General features: G+C 39.9%; 18 protein-coding genes. 8 read left to right on the forward strand and 10 right to left on the reverse strand.

All coding sequences use genetic code 11. The features are described 5' to 3' along the window. Window positions 1-46: 46 nt before the first annotated feature. A complete protein-coding gene (locus ESY88_RS14170) occupies window positions 47-2,062 on the forward strand; it encodes a M1 family metallopeptidase (RefSeq protein WP_147087411.1) in 2,016 nt (671 codons plus the stop codon). Further along, window positions 2,059-2,970 carry a patatin-like phospholipase family protein gene (locus ESY88_RS14175; RefSeq protein WP_147087412.1) on the forward strand — a complete coding sequence of 304 codons (912 nt, stop codon included), beginning with the start codon at window positions 2,059-2,061 and terminating at the stop codon, window positions 2,968-2,970. Before ESY88_RS14170 ends, ESY88_RS14175 begins: the two co-directional genes overlap by 4 nt. Before the next feature lie 281 nt (window positions 2,971-3,251). On the opposite strand, the gene ESY88_RS14180 is transcribed toward ESY88_RS14175, so the two are convergent. Together ESY88_RS14180 and ESY88_RS14185 are read right to left on the reverse strand one after the other, a co-directional pair. Beyond that, window positions 3,252-3,773 (reverse strand): DUF7935 family protein, encoded by a 522-nt coding sequence (locus ESY88_RS14180; RefSeq protein ID WP_147087413.1) that lies wholly within the window; start codon window positions 3,771-3,773, stop codon window positions 3,252-3,254. 27 nt (window positions 3,774-3,800) lie between these two features. Beyond that, window positions 3,801-5,402, reverse strand: a complete 1,602-nt coding sequence (locus tag ESY88_RS14185) for an FMN-binding glutamate synthase family protein (protein ID WP_147087414.1) — start codon at window positions 5,400-5,402, stop codon at window positions 3,801-3,803. Between the two features lie 74 nt (window positions 5,403-5,476). Here ESY88_RS14185 and ESY88_RS14190 point away from each other — a divergent pair, with 74 nt between their 5' ends. Continuing rightward, window positions 5,477-7,039 carry an AsmA family protein gene (locus ESY88_RS14190; RefSeq protein ID WP_147087415.1) on the forward strand — a complete coding sequence of 521 codons (1,563 nt, stop codon included), beginning with the start codon at window positions 5,477-5,479 and terminating at the stop codon, window positions 7,037-7,039. A 132-nt stretch (window positions 7,040-7,171) separates the two neighbouring features. Next, window positions 7,172-9,499 carry an ATP-dependent helicase gene (locus ESY88_RS14195; protein ID WP_147087416.1) on the forward strand — a complete coding sequence of 776 codons (2,328 nt, stop codon included), beginning with the start codon at window positions 7,172-7,174 and terminating at the stop codon, window positions 9,497-9,499. 120 nt (window positions 9,500-9,619) lie between these two features. On the opposite strand, the gene ESY88_RS14200 is transcribed toward ESY88_RS14195, so the two are convergent. Further along, window positions 9,620-10,486, reverse strand: a complete 867-nt coding sequence (locus ESY88_RS14200; RefSeq protein WP_147087417.1) for an alpha/beta hydrolase — start codon at window positions 10,484-10,486, stop codon at window positions 9,620-9,622. Window positions 10,487-10,532: 46 nt separating this feature from the next. Between ESY88_RS14200 and ESY88_RS14205 the strand changes: the two genes are divergently transcribed. After that, on the forward strand, window positions 10,533-11,153 hold the full coding sequence (locus ESY88_RS14205; protein ID WP_147087418.1) for an L-threonylcarbamoyladenylate synthase: 621 nt from the start codon (window positions 10,533-10,535) through the stop codon (window positions 11,151-11,153). A 166-nt stretch (window positions 11,154-11,319) separates the two neighbouring features. Here ESY88_RS14205 and ESY88_RS14210 read toward each other — a convergent pair whose 3' ends face one another. From ESY88_RS14210 to ESY88_RS14220, 3 genes are all read right to left on the reverse strand, one after another. After that, entirely contained in the window at window positions 11,320-12,183 is an 864-nt protein-coding gene (locus ESY88_RS14210) for an OmpA/MotB family protein (RefSeq protein ID WP_147087419.1), read from the reverse strand. Window positions 12,184-12,275: 92 nt separating this feature from the next. Next, the gene (locus tag ESY88_RS14215) at window positions 12,276-13,268 is read right to left on the reverse strand and encodes a glycosyltransferase family 2 protein (RefSeq protein ID WP_147087420.1); all 993 of its coding nucleotides are present in this window, start codon (window positions 13,266-13,268) and stop codon (window positions 12,276-12,278) included. Between the two features lie 258 nt (window positions 13,269-13,526). After that, window positions 13,527-13,976: a type I restriction enzyme HsdR N-terminal domain-containing protein gene (locus ESY88_RS14220; protein WP_147087421.1), complete on the reverse strand. Its 450-nt coding sequence runs from the start codon at window positions 13,974-13,976 to the stop codon at window positions 13,527-13,529. 100 nt (window positions 13,977-14,076) lie between these two features. On the opposite strand from ESY88_RS14220, the gene holA reads away from it, so the two are divergent. The 3 genes from holA to ESY88_RS14235 all read left to right on the forward strand — a co-directional run bounded on the left by holA (window position 14,077) and on the right by ESY88_RS14235 (window position 16,032). Then, complete coding sequence (gene holA / locus ESY88_RS14225) at window positions 14,077-15,087, forward strand: DNA polymerase III subunit delta (protein WP_147087422.1); 1,011 nt, start codon at window positions 14,077-14,079, stop codon at window positions 15,085-15,087. Window positions 15,088-15,198: 111 nt separating this feature from the next. Next, window positions 15,199-15,759, forward strand: a complete 561-nt coding sequence (locus ESY88_RS14230; protein ID WP_147087423.1) for a type 1 glutamine amidotransferase domain-containing protein — start codon at window positions 15,199-15,201, stop codon at window positions 15,757-15,759. Between the two features lie 18 nt (window positions 15,760-15,777). Further along, window positions 15,778-16,032 carry a DUF7218 family protein gene (locus tag ESY88_RS14235; RefSeq protein WP_147087424.1) on the forward strand — a complete coding sequence of 85 codons (255 nt, stop codon included), beginning with the start codon at window positions 15,778-15,780 and terminating at the stop codon, window positions 16,030-16,032. A 51-nt stretch (window positions 16,033-16,083) separates the two neighbouring features. On the opposite strand, the gene ESY88_RS14240 is transcribed toward ESY88_RS14235, so the two are convergent. From ESY88_RS14240 to ESY88_RS14255, 4 genes are read right to left on the reverse strand one after another with little or no spacing between them, the layout of a single operon-like run. Beyond that, complete coding sequence (locus ESY88_RS14240) at window positions 16,084-16,350, reverse strand: acyl-CoA-binding protein (protein ID WP_147087425.1); 267 nt, start codon at window positions 16,348-16,350, stop codon at window positions 16,084-16,086. Continuing rightward, a complete protein-coding gene (locus tag ESY88_RS14245; RefSeq protein ID WP_147087426.1) occupies window positions 16,347-17,003 on the reverse strand; it encodes a phosphatidylserine decarboxylase family protein in 657 nt (218 codons plus the stop codon). Before ESY88_RS14245 ends, ESY88_RS14240 begins: the two co-directional genes overlap by 4 nt. Next, window positions 16,993-17,814 carry a phosphatidate cytidylyltransferase gene (locus tag ESY88_RS14250; protein WP_147087427.1) on the reverse strand — a complete coding sequence of 274 codons (822 nt, stop codon included), beginning with the start codon at window positions 17,812-17,814 and terminating at the stop codon, window positions 16,993-16,995. The genes ESY88_RS14245 and ESY88_RS14250 overlap by 11 nt, the downstream gene beginning before the upstream one ends. Beyond that, the gene (locus ESY88_RS14255) at window positions 17,815-18,426 is read right to left on the reverse strand and encodes an LUD domain-containing protein (protein ID WP_147087428.1); all 612 of its coding nucleotides are present in this window, start codon (window positions 18,424-18,426) and stop codon (window positions 17,815-17,817) included. It lies immediately after the preceding gene. Window positions 18,427-18,493: the final 67 nt, after the last annotated feature.

Consider the following 18,493-nt stretch of genomic DNA (forward strand, 5'->3'; position numbering starts at 1 on the left):
CAACTAAATTTTCTTATTTTAGTCTCATCTTTAGCAAACCCAAAACATGAAGTTATTTTTTAATCTTACCCTTTTAATATTTTTCTTCGGAATTTGTTCTGCCCAGCAAACAGCGACGGTAGATTTTAAGAGCATAAAGGCAGACTTGAGCTTTTCAAAAGCAGACGAAGCAATACACGGAAAAATCGCTGTAAGGTTTGAGATTTTAGAACATACAGATTCTATTTTTTTAGATGCCAAGCATTTGAAGTTGAAGTCGGAAGTTACAAGTGAGAACAATTCCATTCAGCATAAAAACATCACAACTTACATTGGCGAAGACAAGCTTTATCTTATCAATGCTTTTGAAGCAGGCACTACTTACAATGTTGTTTTTGATTACCAAATGCAACCCAAAAAGGCGCTGTATTTTGTAGATGATCAAATCTGGACCCAAGGTCAAGGCAAATACACCAGCAATTGGTTGCCAAGCATCGATGATGTAAACGATAAGATTGAATTTGATCTCTCCATAACCTATGAAAACGGATTTGAAGTTTTGGCCAATGGCAGTTTGACAAACAAGACCGTAGAAGCAAATACCACGACGTGGCATTACGATATGCAACAGCCCATGTCAAGTTATTTGCTGGCTTTGGCCATAGGTAAATACAGCAAAAAGTCCGAAACCTCAAAAAGCGGGACACCCCTAGAATTTTACTATTACCCTGAAGACGCTTCAAAGGTGGAGCCTACCTATCGCTATTCAAAACGCATGTTTGATTTTTTGGAAACGGAGATTGGCCTAGCCTTTCCCTGGCAAAATTACAAACAGGTGCCTGTTAAGGATTTTCTGTACTCGGGGATGGAAAACACAAGCCTCACTATCTTTTCCGATAGCTTCGTGGTAGATTCCATTGGATATACTGATAAAAATTACATCACGGTAAATGCCCATGAGCTGGCTCACCAGTGGTTTGGAAATTATGTAACCGCAACTTCCAGCGAGCACCATTGGTTGCAAGAGGGATTCGCCACATATTACGCCTTATTGGCAGAGCGTGAGATTTTTGGAGATGAACATTATTATTGGCAATTGTTTGAAAATGCCCAAGAACTCATCGCTCAAGAGGAAGCTGGCGAGAGCACTTCTTTGCTGGACCCAAAATCTAGCAGTGCTACCTTTTACAAAAAAGGCGCTTGGGCTTTGCATAGTTTAAGGGAACAAGTTGGCGATAGCGTCTTTAAATTGGCGGTAAAAACCTATTTGAACAAACATGCTTTTGCGAATGTTGAAACCGAGGATTTTATAACTGAAGTAGAGCAGGCCAGTGGTTTTGATTTGAGTGGTTTTGAAAACGAATGGCTCAACACGAAGGTACTCCCAGAGGATGCAATGGTAAGGAGTCTGAAAAAATCGGATTTTATGCGCGACTATTTCGATATAAATTGTGAGACGTATTCTGAAAGCTGCAAGGATTATTTAATATCCACTGTTTCCGATAAGGCAAAAATCAAGATCATCAGCCAGATGCCAACTCATATTGAAGCGGAAGCTTTTAGAAATAGCTTGGAAGTAAGACAGGCAATTTCAGGATATGTACAAGATATTCCTAAGGAAATCAAAGCCGAATATGAAAGTCTGTTGAACGATAAATCATATGTAACCATTGAAAACGCACTTTATAATTTATGGGTAAATTTTCCTGAAGATCGGGTCAAATATTTACAGAAAACCAAGGATGTTTTGGGCTTTAATGATAAAAATGTACGCTTGCTTTGGTTGGCGCTTAATTTGAATACCATAGAATACCAGCCCGAAACGAAGCAAGCGGTTTTAGATGAATTGATAGGCTATTCCTTACCCAAAGCACATTTTGAATTGCGCATGAATGCGTTTAGATACTTAAAATTGTTGGGTGCATTTGAAAAGCAATCTGTCACAAGTTTGATGGAAGCGACCAAGCATCCGGTGTGGCAGTTTTCAAAATTTGCCAAAACCCTATTGGCCGAGTTGGAAACCAATCCAGAATTGAAGGCAACTATTTCCGATATAAAAAATCAAAAAACCAATAAAATTTGAGAGCATTAGTCATATCGGGAGGAGGAAGTAAAGGAGCATTTGCTGGAGGTGTGGCGCAATACCTTATGGAGAAGAAGGGACATAAGTATGATTTGTTCATCGGCACATCCACAGGAAGCTTGTTGGTCTCGCATTTGGCGCTTCAAAAAGTGGAAAAAATAAAGAGGGTCTACACCAATGTGAATCAAAACTCTATTTTCAATGTTTGTCCGTTTTACATCAAACGCAAAAAAGGAGTAGAAACCATTGGCATCAATCACTTTAATGTGCTGCTTAATCTGTTGCGAGGCAGTAAGACCTTCGGGGAAAGTTACAATCTCAAGGCACTAATTAAGGATACCATAACCATAGCTGAATTTGAGACTTTAAAACAAATGGATGTTGACATTGTGGTCACGGTTTCCAATCTATCCCTCAACGAAGTGGAGTACAAATCCATTAATGACTTTGATTATGAGGATTTCTGTGAATGGGTTTGGATTTCCTGCAACTACACCCCATTCATGTCTTTGGTCACCAAAAACGGATGCGAGTATGCCGATGGTGGTTTGGGCTCAATGGTGCCTATTGAAGAAGCCATTAAGCGCGGGGCAACGGTTGTTGATGCTATAATTTTACAAACAGAAGTGACCCAATTCAATAGAATGCCATCGCTCAATGCTTTCTCATTGATGACCAATATGTTCGCCTTTATGGTGGATAGGATTGAAAACAGCAACATCAGGATCGGCAAATTTGTTGCGACCAACAATGATGCAATCATCAATTTTTACTACACACCAACAGTTTTGACCACAAATTCATTAGTATTCAGAAAAGATAAAATGACCCAATGGTGGGAACGTGGTGTTAACTACGCCAAACTGAAAGATCAGGAAAGCAGTCAAATCAATACCAACCTAGAATGATTTGGGGGCTTGAGTTCAAAGTTTTGAATTCAAAATTCAAAGTTTAGAATTTCAAATAAGTACTCTTCAAAAATATGGGGTTCACTAGCGTTTGTAAGAATCACAGACCATAGCTTACCGTGAAAAGGTGCTGCTTTATTGGACATTAAAACATCCCAATTGCGCAAATGCATTCTCATAACTGGAAGCCCCATCAATTTTAAATTTTTATAAAAAAGTAGTAAGTTGAGGTTCCAAAAACAATAAAATCTTGAATCTTGAACCTCAAACCTTGAACTAATTCAGCTCCACATACTGGTCACTTCCTCTTTAATAAATGACAGCGCAGCATCACTTGGCGAGCGTTTATCCATAAGTTCGGTTAAGATGACCTCTCGAACCTTATCGGCAGAATCCACGTTATCAGACATGGTGGCTTTCCTAATCATTTGAATGGTTGCATTTTTAGCAGTGGCGGTAATGTTCCAACACTTATCGGTTACGTAAATCTGCTGGGAGAGGTTATGTTCAAATTCCTGTTCAATATTAGCAATAAGGAGTGTTTCATAATCTGCTTTATCGTTGGAGTTTGGCGATACACGAAGCAAAAGTTGAGATGGTTTTATGCGTTCCAAAAACAAGGAGATGCGTTCATAAGCTTGCAATCGCAAAGGCAAAGCCTCTTTCTGCAAATCTTTTTTTATTAAATAATCGCGTCTTTTATCTTCGTTGCTCACATGTTCCTTAAAAAAATAATAGGCTACAGCTCCAGTAATGGCAGCAGGAACGCAGTAAAAAAGTAGTGCTAAAATGTCATTTTCCATATTTTCTTTGTGATCTTTTTATAGTCATTAATTATTTAAAGTATTATCGCCTTCAACCTCCTCACTATCTGGGTCAAAAGGTTTTCCTCCTAAATACGTGCAATCCTTAAGTGCTTGCATCGATTCAAAGTCCACCGGTACTTTGCTGTAATGGTAGGCATTTCTCAACTTTTTGGACAAGTTGTGGTCATCAACATTCATTTCAATATCAGCCATGTTGAATTGGCAAGGATGCTCATATCCAGTAGCATGTGTAATTTCAATAAGTTCCTTTCTAAAGGTTTTGAAATATTGTGCCATTCGCTCCGACTTTAATGGTACGTTGATACCGCGTTGCAACCATTGGTTTTGAGTCGCGACACCACTAGGGCAACGATTGGTATGGCAAATCTGCGCTTGGATACAACCGATGCTCATCATGGCCTCGCGAGCCACGTTTATACAATCGGCACCCATGGCAAAGGCCATCGCAGCTTTTGCTGGAAAGCCCAATTTTCCGCTTCCTATAAATACGATACGCTCACAGAGTTCCTTGCGTTTAAACAATTCATAAATATCCTCAAACGCATAAGTCCAAGGTAGGCTTACATGGTCTGCAAAACTTGGTGGGGCAGCTCCCGTTCCACCTTCACCACCATCAATGGTAAGGAAATCTGGTCCAGTATCGGTTTTTACCATATAATCGGCAAGCTCTTCCCATTGTTCCAATTTGCCAATGGCTGCTTTTATTCCCACTGGTAAGCCGGTTTCTTTGGCAATGGCTTCAATAAGCGCTACCATTTCAGGTACGGTTGAAAATGCGCTGTGATTTGGAGGTGATAATACAGTCTTACCGACTTCTACACCTCTAATTTCAGCAATTTCCTTACTGATTTTTGAACCTGGCAGTACGCCTCCTTTTCCAGGTTTGGCGCCCTGTGATAATTTGATTTCAATGGCTTTGATAAACGGATTGTCGATGACCAATTGTTTCATCTTTTCCATTGAAAATTTACCGTCTTTACCTCGAACGCCAAAATAACCGGTTCCGAAGTGAAAAACGACATCGCCTCCGTGCTTGTGGTAGGGCGATAATCCACCTTCTCCTGTATTGTGGTAAGCGCCAGCAATCTTAACCCCTTTATTCAAAGACTCTATGGCTTTGGCCGAAAGTGAGCCGAAACTCATGGCAGAAACATTGATTACAGATCCTGGCCGGTAAGGTTTTGCGCGTTTGTGGTATATGCCCATGACTTTAGCGCAAGGCAAAAAAGTTTTGTCAATCGTGTTGGGATGGTTTTCGCCTATTTTATAGGGAAACATGGCATTGTTGACAAAAATGTGTTGGTGCGCATAAATATCACGATCGGTGCCAAAGCCTTCATAGTTGTTTTCATCTTTGGAAGAGGCGTAGACCCAACCCCGTTCAATACGGTTAAAGGGAAGCTCTTCTCTATTATTCGCAACTAGATATTGACGCAATTCCGGACCAATGCTTTCCAACCAATATCGAAAGTGCCCAACGATAGGAAAATTATGGCTAATACTGTGACTGCGTTGCAATACGTCACGAATCGCAACGATGACGATTACAATCAAAATCCATTGCCACCAAGAAATGCGCGAGATAAAATCTAATACGGTATCCATCTTTGAAAGGGGATTAATTGTAAAGATATTTAAAATATATTGTTATAAAACTATTGTTGCGCTATCTTTAGGTCATGTCAAAAAAAACCAAAAAAACCCTAGCTATAGTAGGCATCATCGCTGTAGTGTTAATCATTTGCTTTTTGATCGCAAATTACTTCGCCAAACAAAAATTGGAATCCATGGTTGCCAATTTGCCCGAAAACATCCAATTGCAATATGAGGCCGCAGATATTAGTGTGTTAAGCGGGAGTGTGACATTAGAAAAACCGCTGCTTAGCATTAAAGGAAAAACCACGCAAAGCACAAATGCTAAAATCAAGCTGGAAAGTTTCACTATTGAAGATTTGAGTTATTGGGATTTAATTTTCAATGCTAATATCAATTTGGATAGAATTGTACTGAATGCTCCTGAAATTACCTACTTTCATAACAAGCTAATTAAAAATGAAGCCTATAAAGGTTCAGGAAATGCTAAACTGAAACAAGACGTTAATGTCAAATCCTTTGAGATTTTAAACGCTTCGATCGAAGTTTTTGACCAAGCTTCAGATTCCCTGATTTTCAAAACCAATAATCTTGAATTCAAACTTGAGGGGATTAGTGTCAACGCTGAAACCTTAGCGTCAAAACTGCCCCTTGAGTTTAAGGACCTGACTTTTTCAACTAAAAATCTAAAGTTTCAGACCAACGAATTTGACGATTTGTATGTGGATTCCATCAGTGTTACTAAAACGCATTCCAAGTTTTCCGGCGTGGCCATCAAGACCAAATACTCCAAATCAGAGCTCTCACAACGCATCAAAAAAGAACGCGATCATTTTGATGTCACAATCGCTTCCGCGGAAGTATTTGAACAAGATGCGGGCTTTCATGGGGATTCCATTTTTGATTTCCGAAGTAAAAAAGTGTTGATAAACGGATTGAAACTGAATGTTTATCGTGACAAGTTGGTGGCCGATGATCCCACGAGAAAAGATCTTTACAGCAAAATGCTGCGCGAATTGAAGTTCAACCTGGCTCTGGATGAGCTGTTGATTGAGGAAAGCAGTATCCTTTATGAGGAAAAGGTCAAACAAGATAAGCCGGCCGGTGAATTGCAGTTTGGGCAATTGGAGGCCAGCATGCTTAATGTTGGCAATACTTATGAAGCCCCCGTTGAAATTGAGATTAGTACCAATTTCATGAAAAGCACCCCGCTCAAGGTCAATTGGGATTTTGATGTGCAAGATGTCAATGATCATTTTATCTTTAAGGCCGATTTGGGATTGCTCAAAGCCGAGGATTTGAACCCATTCATGACCCCAAATCTCAACATTACCTTAGATGGTGAATTGAATAAAACCTTTTTCACCATAGATGCAAACGCCAATACCGGAAGCATTGACCTTAAAACGGATTACGCCCAATTTGACATTAACATTTTAAAAGGAGATGGCAAAGACAAAAACAAACTGCTTTCTGGGATTGTCAACCTATTTGTTGCAAAAACCAGTCAGAAAAAAGAAGATGATTATCGCTACGGAAACGCTGAAAATGTGGAGCGCGATAAAACGAAGTCTGTTTTCAACTTCGTCTGGCTCAATGCTAAAAGTGGATTGCTTTCAGCAATGACTGGTGGCGGGAAGAAGGAATAGATTTTTTTAATCGCTTTTATAGAGTTCGTAAAAGTTCTCCTCTGATCCTATTATATTTTAACCCCAATCGTTTATAACTTTAAACACATACGGTTGTTTTAAGTGGCAGAGTGTTTTATTTTTGAAGACACTATGGAAAAGTATTTAAGTCAGTTAAACGAGGCCCAATTAGAACCTACCCTTCAAAAGGATGGCCCAATGATTATCATTGCCGGTGCGGGTTCCGGTAAGACCAGGGTCTTGACCTATCGCATTGCCTATTTGATGCATCAAGGTGTCGATCCCTTCAATATTTTGTCGTTGACCTTTACCAATAAGGCAGCGAAGGAGATGAAAACCCGTATTGCCGATATTGTTGGTACCAGCGAAGCCAAGAATCTATGGATGGGCACTTTTCACTCGGTGTTTGCTAAAATCTTACGCATCGAAGCCGATAAACTGGGCTTCCCTAGTAATTTCACGATTTATGACACCCAGGATTCCGATAAACTTATTGGTGCCATCATTAGAGAGATGGGACTAGAAAAGGATGTCTATAAAACGAAGCAGGTACGCTCAAAGATTTCTTCCTATAAAAATAGCTTGATTACAGTAAGGGCATATTTCCAAAACGCTGAATTGATCGAAGCCGATACCATGGCCAAGCGACCGCGCATGGGCGATATCTATAAAAACTATGTGGATCGCTGCTTTAAGGCTGGTGCGATGGATTTTGATGATCTCTTGCTGCGCACCAATGAGTTGCTTACCCGTTTTCCGGAGGTGCTGGCCAAATATCAAAACCGTTTTCGATATATTCTGGTTGATGAGTACCAAGATACCAACCATTCGCAGTATTTGATTGTGAGAGCCTTGTCTGATAAATTTCAGAATATTTGCGTGGTAGGCGATGATGCGCAGAGTATCTATGCCTTCCGTGGCGCGAATATCAACAACATTCTCAATTTCCAGAAGGATTATGACGATGTGAAAGTGTTTCGTTTAGAACAGAATTATCGATCGACAAAAAATATCGTAAATGCTGCCAATTCCATCATCGATAAGAACAAAACTAAACTTGAAAAAATTGTATGGACCGCCAACGACGATGGTGGAAAAATTAAGGTCAACCGTTTGATGACCGATGGTGATGAAGGCCGTTTTGTGGCCAGTTCCATTTTTGAGCACAAAATGAACGACCAGCTCAAGGACAATGATTTTGCCATTTTGTACCGTACCAACGCGCAATCCCGTGCCATGGAAGATGCCTTGAGAAAACGAGGAATTCCCTATCGCATTTACGGTGGTTTATCTTTTTACCAACGGAAGGAAATCAAGGATGTGCTCTCCTATTTGCGGTTGATCATCAACCCCAACGATGAGGAAGCCTTGAAACGTATCATCAATTTCCCGTCTCGTGCCATAGGCCAAACCACGGTTGATAAATTGGTGGTGGCCGCCAACGGTTACGAAAAAAGCATATTTGAGGTCATGAAGCATATTGATCAAACAGAGGTCAATGTGAATTCTGGCACAAGAAATAAGCTGAAGAATTTTGTAACCTTGATCGAGAGTTTTCAGGTCATGAACCAATCGGCAAATGCTTTTGAATTGGCAGAACATGTGGCCAAAGCGTCTGGCATTATTAAAGAATACAATAAGGAAAGCACGCCAGAAGACATTCAGCGTCTCGAAAATATTGAGGAGCTTTTAAACGGGATCAAGGATTTTGTGGAAGGCCAAATGGAATTGGTGGATGCCACCGGCAACATAGCCGAATTCTTGGAAGATGTTGCCTTGGCGACCGATTTGGATAATGACAAAGGCGACGATGACCGCGTGGCTTTGATGACCATTCACTTGGCCAAAGGTTTGGAGTTTCCGTATGTGTATATTGTGGGCATGGAGGAAGATCTTTTCCCAAGTGCGATGAGCATGAATACCAGAAGTGAGTTGGAGGAGGAGCGACGTTTATTTTATGTGGCATTAACCCGCGCCGAAAAACAAGCCTATCTCACTTATACTTTATCACGTTACCGTTGGGGAAAACTCATAGATGCTGAACCTAGCCGATTCATAGAGGAAATTGATGAGCAGTATTTGGATGTGATGACGCCAGTAAATGATCCGCGTCAAAATCCCATGTTGAGTGCAGATATTTTTGGAGATGTGGAGCCAAACCATATTCGGTTTAAGAAGCCTATAACACGGAAGTCTGAAGCTAAAACCCCAAAATTTGTAGCACCAAAAAACTTAAAGCCGGTTAAAAAAACGGGAGCTGCCAACGCGAATAATTTCAAGACCAATTTATTTGATGGTGATTTGGCGGTTGGCAGTATTGTGGAGCATTCCCGCTTCGGAAAAGGGGAGGTGCTTAAGCTTGAAGGCAAAGGACCAGACACCAAGGCAGAAATCAACTTTGAGCACGGCGGTGTGAAAAATCTGTTGTTGCGCTTTGCAAAGTTGGATGTGTTGGGTTGATTTTAAAGTACAAAGCTCAAAGCTCAAAGCTCAAAGCTCAAAGCCTGTTCAGGGTTTGGAACTCTATTGAAAAGATTTTATTATCAATGCCTCAAGTAAAGTGCTTTAACTGCGTTGAGGTTAATCTTCCAAATGGGTTTTTGTAAATGCTTTAAAGGAGATCCAAGTGTCTAATAGCGCTGCGCCTGTCCATCCATGACCTTCTTCTGGATACAGGGTAAACGAATGGGTCACGCCCAAGCTACTTAATTTAGCATCCATATCAATACCTTGGCTTGTGGGAACCAGTGGGTCATTACCGCCATTGAATAAAATTGTTGGAGGTGAGCTAGTCGTTGCTTGATGATACGGACTAACACTTTCAAGAAAAGCGGAGGAGGTGTCGATTCCGAAAACTTCTATAAGTTGCAGTAAATAGGGATTCTCAGATTCCAAATAGGCTGGATCGGTTAGGTTTGTTGGTCCTACGACACTGCCAACCATTTTAACTTGTGAGTTGCTGTCATGGGCATAACTCCACAGTAATGACAAATGAGCGCCAGCACTCACGCCAACAAACCCAATATCGTCTGAAATCACATACTCGTCCTGCTTTGCCTTCAGCATATCCACGACCGTACTAATGTCATCGATTTGCATTGGGATTGGCGGATTATTCGCATCTGCCAATCTGTAATTCATATTCACAATGGCGATATTGGGCAAGTCGAGGCGCATTAAATCCTTGAGAAAATTCATATCGGCCTTATCGCCAGAAATCCATCCGCCGCCATGGATCATAATCATTACCTTTGTATCTAAAGTTCTATTGGCAGGAAGATAAAGATCGAATTTCTGGTCTGTATCATTTCCGTAAGATACATTGAGCGTTTCTTGATAGAGTAGATCAGGATTGTTTTCTGGAGATGGAGAAGCATCGTTATCTGAGCACGAGGTAAAGCCGAAAGCGATAAAAAGTGCGAGTAAGGTTATTTTTATGTGCTTCATGTTGAAATATTATTTATTTTGTAAACGTAAAGTTAAGATACATATTATGGCTGAATTAATAAGAATTTACGAAGAGAACCCAAATCCCAAGGAAATTAGAAAGGTCGTTGAGGTTTTGAGAAATGGCGGACTCATCATTTACCCAACCGATACCGTCTATGGCTTGGGCTGTGACATCAATAATATGAAGGCTTTAGAAAAAGTAGCCCGAATCAAAGGCGTGAAATTGGAAAAATCAAACTTTTCATTTATTTGCCATGATTTGAGTAATTTAAGTGACTACGTGAAACAGATTGACACGGCCACCTTTAAGATTTTAAAGCGTGCGCTTCCCGGGCCCTACACTTTTATATTGCCTGGTTCCAAAAGTTTACCAAATCCATTTAAAAAGAAAAAAACAGTTGGTATTAGAGTGCCAAACAATAAGATCGCTTTGGAAATCGTCAAGCAACTTGGCAATCCTATAATTTCAACCTCCATTCGAGATGAGGATTATGTGTTGGAATACACCACAGATCCAGAACTCATTCTTGAAAAATGGGATAAACTAGTCGATCTAGTTATTGATGGTGGTTATGGCGACAATGAAGCTTCCACGGTGATTGACTTGTCTGAAGCTGAACCAAAAGTCGTTCGGGAAGGCAAAGGGAGTTTGGAGATTTTTTGAAGCACGAAGCGTGAAGTGGAGTGTTTGAAGCTCAGAGCTGACTGTAGATGTTTTAAAAGCCAAAAGCAACTCTATCCTCGCAGATTAATGAAAGGAAATTAAATTCAGCCCATAAAAAAAGCCCAATCTTTCGATTGGGCTTTTACTTTATAAAACTTAAAGCAAATTATTTTTCACTTTCAGCAAGATTTTTCATTTCTTTTTCAACCATTTCGTAGAACTGATCGATTTTTGGAAGTACCAAAATACGGGTTCTTCTGTTGGTTGCTCTGTTTTCTACAGAGTCGTTTGGTACCAATGGCACATATTCTGAACGTCCCGCTGCTACCAATTGCTTAGGATTCACGCCTAAATCTTCCAATACTCTTACGATAGACGTAGCACGTTTCACACTTAAATCCCAGTTGTCAACTAATACACCACCTTTATTGTATGGTACTGAATCCGTATGACCTTCAACCATAGCTTCAAAGTCTGGTTTGCTGTTAACCACTTTTGCGACTTTAGCTAAAATTTCTCTTGCTCTTGAAGTCACATTGTAGCTTCCGCTTTGGAATAACAATTTGTCGGCGATTGAGATATAAACAACACCTTTCTCTACATTGATTTGGATGTCTGGATCATTCAATCCAACATCACGTTTCAAACTTGAAACAATTGCCAATGTTACACTGTCTTTTCTGGTCAACGCATCTTGCAAACGAGTGATTTTAAGATCTCTTTCTTTTAGGCTTTCAAGAGATTTTTCTAGGTTTTCAGCACCTTTTTGAGTCAAGGTGGTCAAATTTCCTTTGGTGTTGATCAAATCTAGGTTTGTACTGCGCATGTCTGCCAATTGATCTTGCAGTCCTGATACTCTTGCATCTGAAGCAGCTTTATCAGTAAGACAGCTGTTTAATTTAACAGTTGCAGTATTTAAAAGATCTTGGGTTTCCTTTTGTTTCGCCTCGAGTGCCGTAAATTCCTTCTTGGACACGCAGGATGACATAATTAACATCCCAACGACGCTTAATAGCATTAGTTTTTTCATAATGAGTTTTAGTATAAATGGTTAAAATTTAACTTACCAAAATTATATAAAAGAACGTAGGCCTTCGCAAGCTTTAACTAAAACTTTAACACTTATGTGAGAAATTTAAACCGGCGTTTTTTATTGATAAAATAAGCCCAAACAATGGACTGTATTAGCTCATGGTTTTTTTTCTGCGGAAGCATTCTTCGCTGTTTCAAAAGACGAGGCAAATTGGAATAAAATGTGAAGTGCGCCCTGAGAATAGCCCAAAAATGATCGAATTTCAATTGTAACAAAAACCGAAGTCCAGCGATGCCATCCAGAAGCATCCTGCTAAATAAAATGCCCGGCAAGAAATAGCCAGTGTTTTTTGTGATGGTGTACAAACTGTTTCTAAAATTGAGATATGTTTTTTTAGGATTTGCGGGCTCTAAAGTGGCGCCGCCCACGTGATAGACGGTTGATTGGCCAATATAGACGCAATCAAAACCTTTGTTGAATGCCCGCCAGCAAAGATCAATCTCTTCAAAATGGGCAAAATAGTGTTCGTCAAAGCCATTGAGGGCGTCAAAAGTGGATTTCCTAATAAAAAAGCAAGCTCCAGAGGCCCAAAAGATTGAGCTTCGGTCATTGTATTGGCCCTCATCTTTCTCAATACTCTCAAAAATACGCCCACGACAAAATGCAAAACCATATCGGTCTAAAAATCCGCCTGCAGCACCAGCATATTCAAAATGGTCTTTCTTTTTATAATCTAAAATCTTAGGTTGAACTATGGCAGTTTCGGGATGTGTCTCAAATTCAGTGTAAATGGAATCTAACCAACCTGCGGTCACTTCAACATCACTGTTGAGCAAACAAAACACCTCGGCATCCACTTGTTTTAAGGCGTCATTGTAACCTTTGGCATAGCCGCCATTAGTGCTATTTTGAATAATTTTTACCTTCGGAAAGCTGGTTTTTATAAACTGTATCGAAGTATCGGTAGACGCATTGTCGGCCACATAAACAGCAGCTCCTGAAGCATGCGCCACAACGGAAGCTAAGAAGTTCTCGAGCAACTTCCTTCCATTCCAATTTAATATGACGATTGCTATTTTCAAGTTACAAGGTTTAAGGTTAAGCGCTAAATTCCCCTAAGGAAGCTTTTTAGTTGTATTAATTAGTCAATGGTTTACGTCAAGCAAGTTCTGTTTGCCGAATGTGATATCTATAATTTTGCAATTTAAACGTTTCCAATGTTTTGTATACGATATTTTCATTGATGATTCTTCAATGTTGCGAGCAATTCAAATTCAATTTCAAATTCAAATTCAAGTTCATGTTCACGTTCATGATCAACTTCAATTTCAAGTTCAGTTTCAAGACTCATACTCCGGAATATCCTTCAGAAACACATATTTTTCATTTTCAAAATCCATCTGGCAATAGTAATGATTAATTCCGTTAGTGACCATTAAATAGGTGGCATTGAGCTCTAAATTATAACGAGCGATCTGGTCGAAGGTGGATTGGTTGATCTTGATTTTGGGAGCTTTGCATTCCACAATAAGGTGGAGACTTCCGTCTGGGTTGAACACGACTACATCGTAGCGTTTTGACAAGCCGTTTAGCTTGAGTTCCTTTTCGACGTTAATGAGCGATTTTGGATAATTTTTATGTTCCATGAGAAATCGCACGGTATGTTGGCGTACCCATTCTTCGGGCTGAAGAATGATGAACTTTTTACGGATCTCATCAAAAATGGAAACTTTATTTTCGCTATTTTTGAATCGAAATGTAAACTTCGGAAAATTCAAATCTTGAAGCACTAATCCTCATTTTTTCCAAAGATAGTTTACCTTGACCGAAATCTAAAAACCAAACCCATGTTTCGGTTTTTAGGCGAATGAACTTTAAGATTTTCAAGAGTTGGACGACGTTAAAACAATTGTAGCAGACATCAAAAAAGGCCAGATCAAGCCTATTTACCTTCTTATGGGCGAGGAGCCTTATTATATAGACGCTATTTCAGATTTTATAGAGAAGAATGTACTTTCCGAAGAAGAAAGGGGTTTCAATCAAATGGTGCTTTATGGACGAGATGTTTCCGTAGAAGATATTGAAAGCAATGCCAAGCGCTACCCGATGATGGCCGAGCGGCAAGTGATTATTGTCAAAGAGGCCCAAGACCTCTCGCGTACCATTGCCAATTTAGAACGCTATGCCAAAAACCCGCAGCCTAGCACGGTTTTGGTGCTAAACTACAAGTATAAGTCTATTGATAAGCGCAAGACCTTGTACAAGACCATCAAGAAAACAGGGGTGGTTTTTGAAAGCAAGAAAATCTACGAAGACAAAGTGCCCAGCTGGATCAATCGGGTGTTGTCTGGTCAAGATTATAGCATTACCCCAAAAGCCTCCCAAATGCTGGTGGAATTTCTAGGGAATGATTTGGGCAAGATCAGTAACGAACTCAATAAGCTCAAGATCGTTTTGCCGAAAGGCAGCCAGATCACACCAGAACACATCGAGCAGAACATAGGCATAAGCAAAGACTACAACAATTTTGAATTGCGCAAAGCCATTGGTTATAGAGATACGGTTAAAGCTTTCAAAATCGTAAACTACTTTGGCGAGAATCCAAAAGATAATCCCATGGTGGTCACGGTCTCGTTGCTATTCGGCTTTTTTGCCAGTTTGCTGCACCTTCATGGCATGAGCAGCAGAAATCCTAGAGACGTGGCTACTGCATTAAAGATCAATCCCTATTTTGTAGATGAGTACCTTACGGCAGCACGCAATTTTCCCATGCGCCGTGTGAGTCAAGTCATCGCGACCTTGCGTGAATTTGATGTCAAGGGTAAGGGCGTGAATTCTAACGCTGTGCCGCAAGGCGATTTACTCCGAGAGCTCTTGGTCAAGATTCTGGCCCAACATTAAGAAGCCTTAACACTTCCTGCTAAATCTTCGTTAAAGCCTTGTAAACATTAGGGTTTGGCCTATCTAACCTGTATATTGAAGTAATCATTAATATTACTAAAACTAAATAACATGAAAGATTTAAATAAAAAGACAGTAGCCATTTTAGCAACTAACGGATTCGAAGAAAGTGAACTTAGGGAGCCAATGAATGCTTTGAAAAAAGCTGGGGCCGACGTGCATATCATTTCAGAAGAAAAAGGAAAAATCAAATCTTGGGCCGATGGAAATTGGGGACCAGAGTATAATGTTGACAAAACATTGAGCGAGGTCGATCAAAAAGATTATCACGCCTTGGTATTGCCAGGTGGTGTAATCAATCCAGACGTTTTGAGACGCAACAAGCACGCAGTAAACGTTACACGCTCCTTTTTTGAACACAAAAAACCTGTTGCAGCAATATGCCATGGACCATGGATGTTGGCTGAAGCTGATGTGCTCAAGGGACGAAAAATTACCTCTTTCAGTTCTATAAAGACCGACATGATCAATGCAGGAGCAAATTGGGTTGATGAAGAAGTTGTTGTAGATGAAGGCTTGGTAACGAGTAGAACTCCAAATGATTTACCGGCATTTTGTTCTAAATTAGTAGAGGAAGTCTATGAAGGTAAGCATGAAGAGCAAGTTGCTTAATATTTGATACCATATATTATGGGAAAACAAACAGATCATGGGCCAAGTATCAAAGACGATGAAACGTATGAAGCTCTACGCGACGAAGGTTATAGTAAGGAAAAGGCTGCAAAAATAGCCAATACTAAAAACCCTGGTAAAAAGGGTGGAGGAGCTAAGCCTTATGAAGAACGAACGATGAAAGAATTGTACGAACAGGCAAAAACTGTTGGTATAAGCGGAAGAAGCACTATGAAAAAGAAAGCGTTGATTAAAGCTCTCAGAGCCAATTAATTTGAGTTTTCCCAATATTGAAAAAGCAGAATCTTACCAGATTCTGCTTTTTTATTTTCTATACAGAAAATAATTGTTGACTAGATCAATATAGATACGCTTTGCCTCATCTTGTGTGACATCCTTAACTTGAAACAGCGCATTGGTCTTAAAGGCATTAATGATGGGTTTGCTACTGCTAGGTCTTCTGTAGTCGTTGCTGGCTTTTTTGAAGTAGGCATAAAGACGCAACAACAAATCGGCAGGGTAGGGTTCTTTAAAACTGTTAATGCGTTCTACCGCTTCCTCAAACTCTATATGTAACTCTTCTGAAGTCATTTTGTCAATTCTGCAATGATACTTTCACCGCCTCGTACTTTTTGGTTGAGTTTCACTTTGATATTGGCATCCAATGGCAAAAACACATCCACACGTGACCCGAATTTTATAAAACCGGAATCGGCGCCTTGTATGGCTTCCTCTTCCAGAGTTGCATAATTCACGATACGTTTGGCCATTGCTCCAGCAATCTGGCGGTACAGCACCTTTCCGAAACTATCGTTTTCGACCACAACTGTTGTGCGTTCGTTTTCCTCACTTGATTTTGGGTGCCATGCCACGAGGAATTTTCCTGGATGGTATTCGCTATAGATCACTTTGCCACTAATTGGGAATCGCGTAACGTGCACATTAATAGGCGACATAAATACAGAGATCTGTATGCGTTTATCTTTGAAAAATTCTTTTTCAAAAACTTCCTCAATAACGACCACCTTACCGTCCACGGGCGACATCGCCGTATGTTCGCCTAAAATAGTTTGTCGCTTTGGGTTTCTAAAAAACTGAAGGATCAGGATCAATAATAGGGTTGTGCAAACAATCAATGTCATTCGCAGCCAAGCTAAGCTTACAAAAGTATCGATCAAGAGCACTGCTGCCACGACTATGGCGAATGTGATCACAATGATTTTATAGCCTTCTTTATGGAACATAGGTTATGAGTCTTAAGTACAAAAATACAAATGCTGCAGCAAATATAATACTATCCAGTCGATCTAGGAGGCCGCCATGACCAGGCATGATCACGCCACTATCCTTGACTTTGGCTTGACGTTTAAATTTGGATTCAATCAAGTCGCCCAAAGTGCCAAAAACACTTACAATGATACCGAGCATTAGCCAATGGGTAAAGTTAAGGGTTTCTGTAAATCTTGCAATGAAATAACTTGCGATACAGGCAAAAAAGAGTCCGCCCAAAAAGCCTTCAACTGTTTTTTTGGGAGAAATACTGGAAAATAATTTCTGCTTTCCGAAGTTTTTCCCTACCAAAAAAGCGAAGGTATCGTTGACCCAGACCAATATAAAGACGCCCAATAAGAGCAAGGGTGTGAAGTTACGCTCAAAATTGGCAATGGAAATCAAAAAGACAAATGCGCTCGAAAGGTAGAAGGTGGTAATGATAAAGCGTTTGGTTTCAAACAAGGGTATTATTTTTTCTGAAAACAGATCCTTAATCAAAAGGAGCTGCACAAAAATGGTGATTACCAAGAGTATTTGAGAGGCTTCTGCGTATCCTGAAGAAGTTGTTAAAATGGATTCCCAATATGCAAAACCAGCATACAATACGGCAAAGACGATGTAAGGCCAAATGCTTTTGAGTTGAATGAGTTTTTTGAATTCGCCCATACAAACCATTCCGAAGAGGAAAAAAAGTACAATTAGCGCATGCTGCCAATAGAGCGATACAATCAATAAGCTTATGTAAATAATGCCCGACAGGGCACGCGTACGAAGTTCCTTCATCTATAAATCTTCTAAGAGCAACAAATATAGGTTTTTTGAGCTGCTTCCGTAAGAAAGAAAGTCTTTGTCTTCTATGGTCTTGAAATGTTTGATGGTGGTAATGTTGGTGGGGATTTTAGAATTCTGCTTGCTTTTGTGTTTAATGCCTCTTAAGCCTTCGCCTATATTTTGCACAAATTGACTCGTGGTGGCAAAAATAATTAAGTGGTCTGGGAGTTCCTTAAGTTTCTTTTCGGCAATTTGGTTGGAAGATATTAAGAGTGAACCATCATCAGCAATGAGATACTCACAGGTGGAGAAGAAATAAGTACTTTCAGAAACCTTTTTCGTAGCATCAAAGTCCATAGCCTTGAACAGTTGGTTTAGTTGCTCGTCATAGATGAAGACCTTTTCGTTTTGCCAATTGTTTTCAGAAAGGATGAATTTTAAATTCTGTTGAATTTCCTGCATATTCTCACAATACAGAAATTTCCCGCCATTTGCTTTGAAATTGATCGTGAACTGTTCATCAATAGGCAACTTAACTTCAGGCATATATTTGCCTCTCTCTTCGTTTTTTATGGTTTCCTCGGGTGTGTTTTTCAAGCCGAAGATTTTACGAAATAGACTCATGTAATAAATTGCTATTAACCTTTAACAGTATAGGGTTGACCAAATATAAAAAAACTTAAAGTATCGA

It is taken from the genome of Subsaximicrobium wynnwilliamsii (assembly GCF_007997225.1).
Classification (GTDB): Bacteria; Bacteroidota; Bacteroidia; order Flavobacteriales; family Flavobacteriaceae; genus Psychroserpens; species Psychroserpens wynnwilliamsii.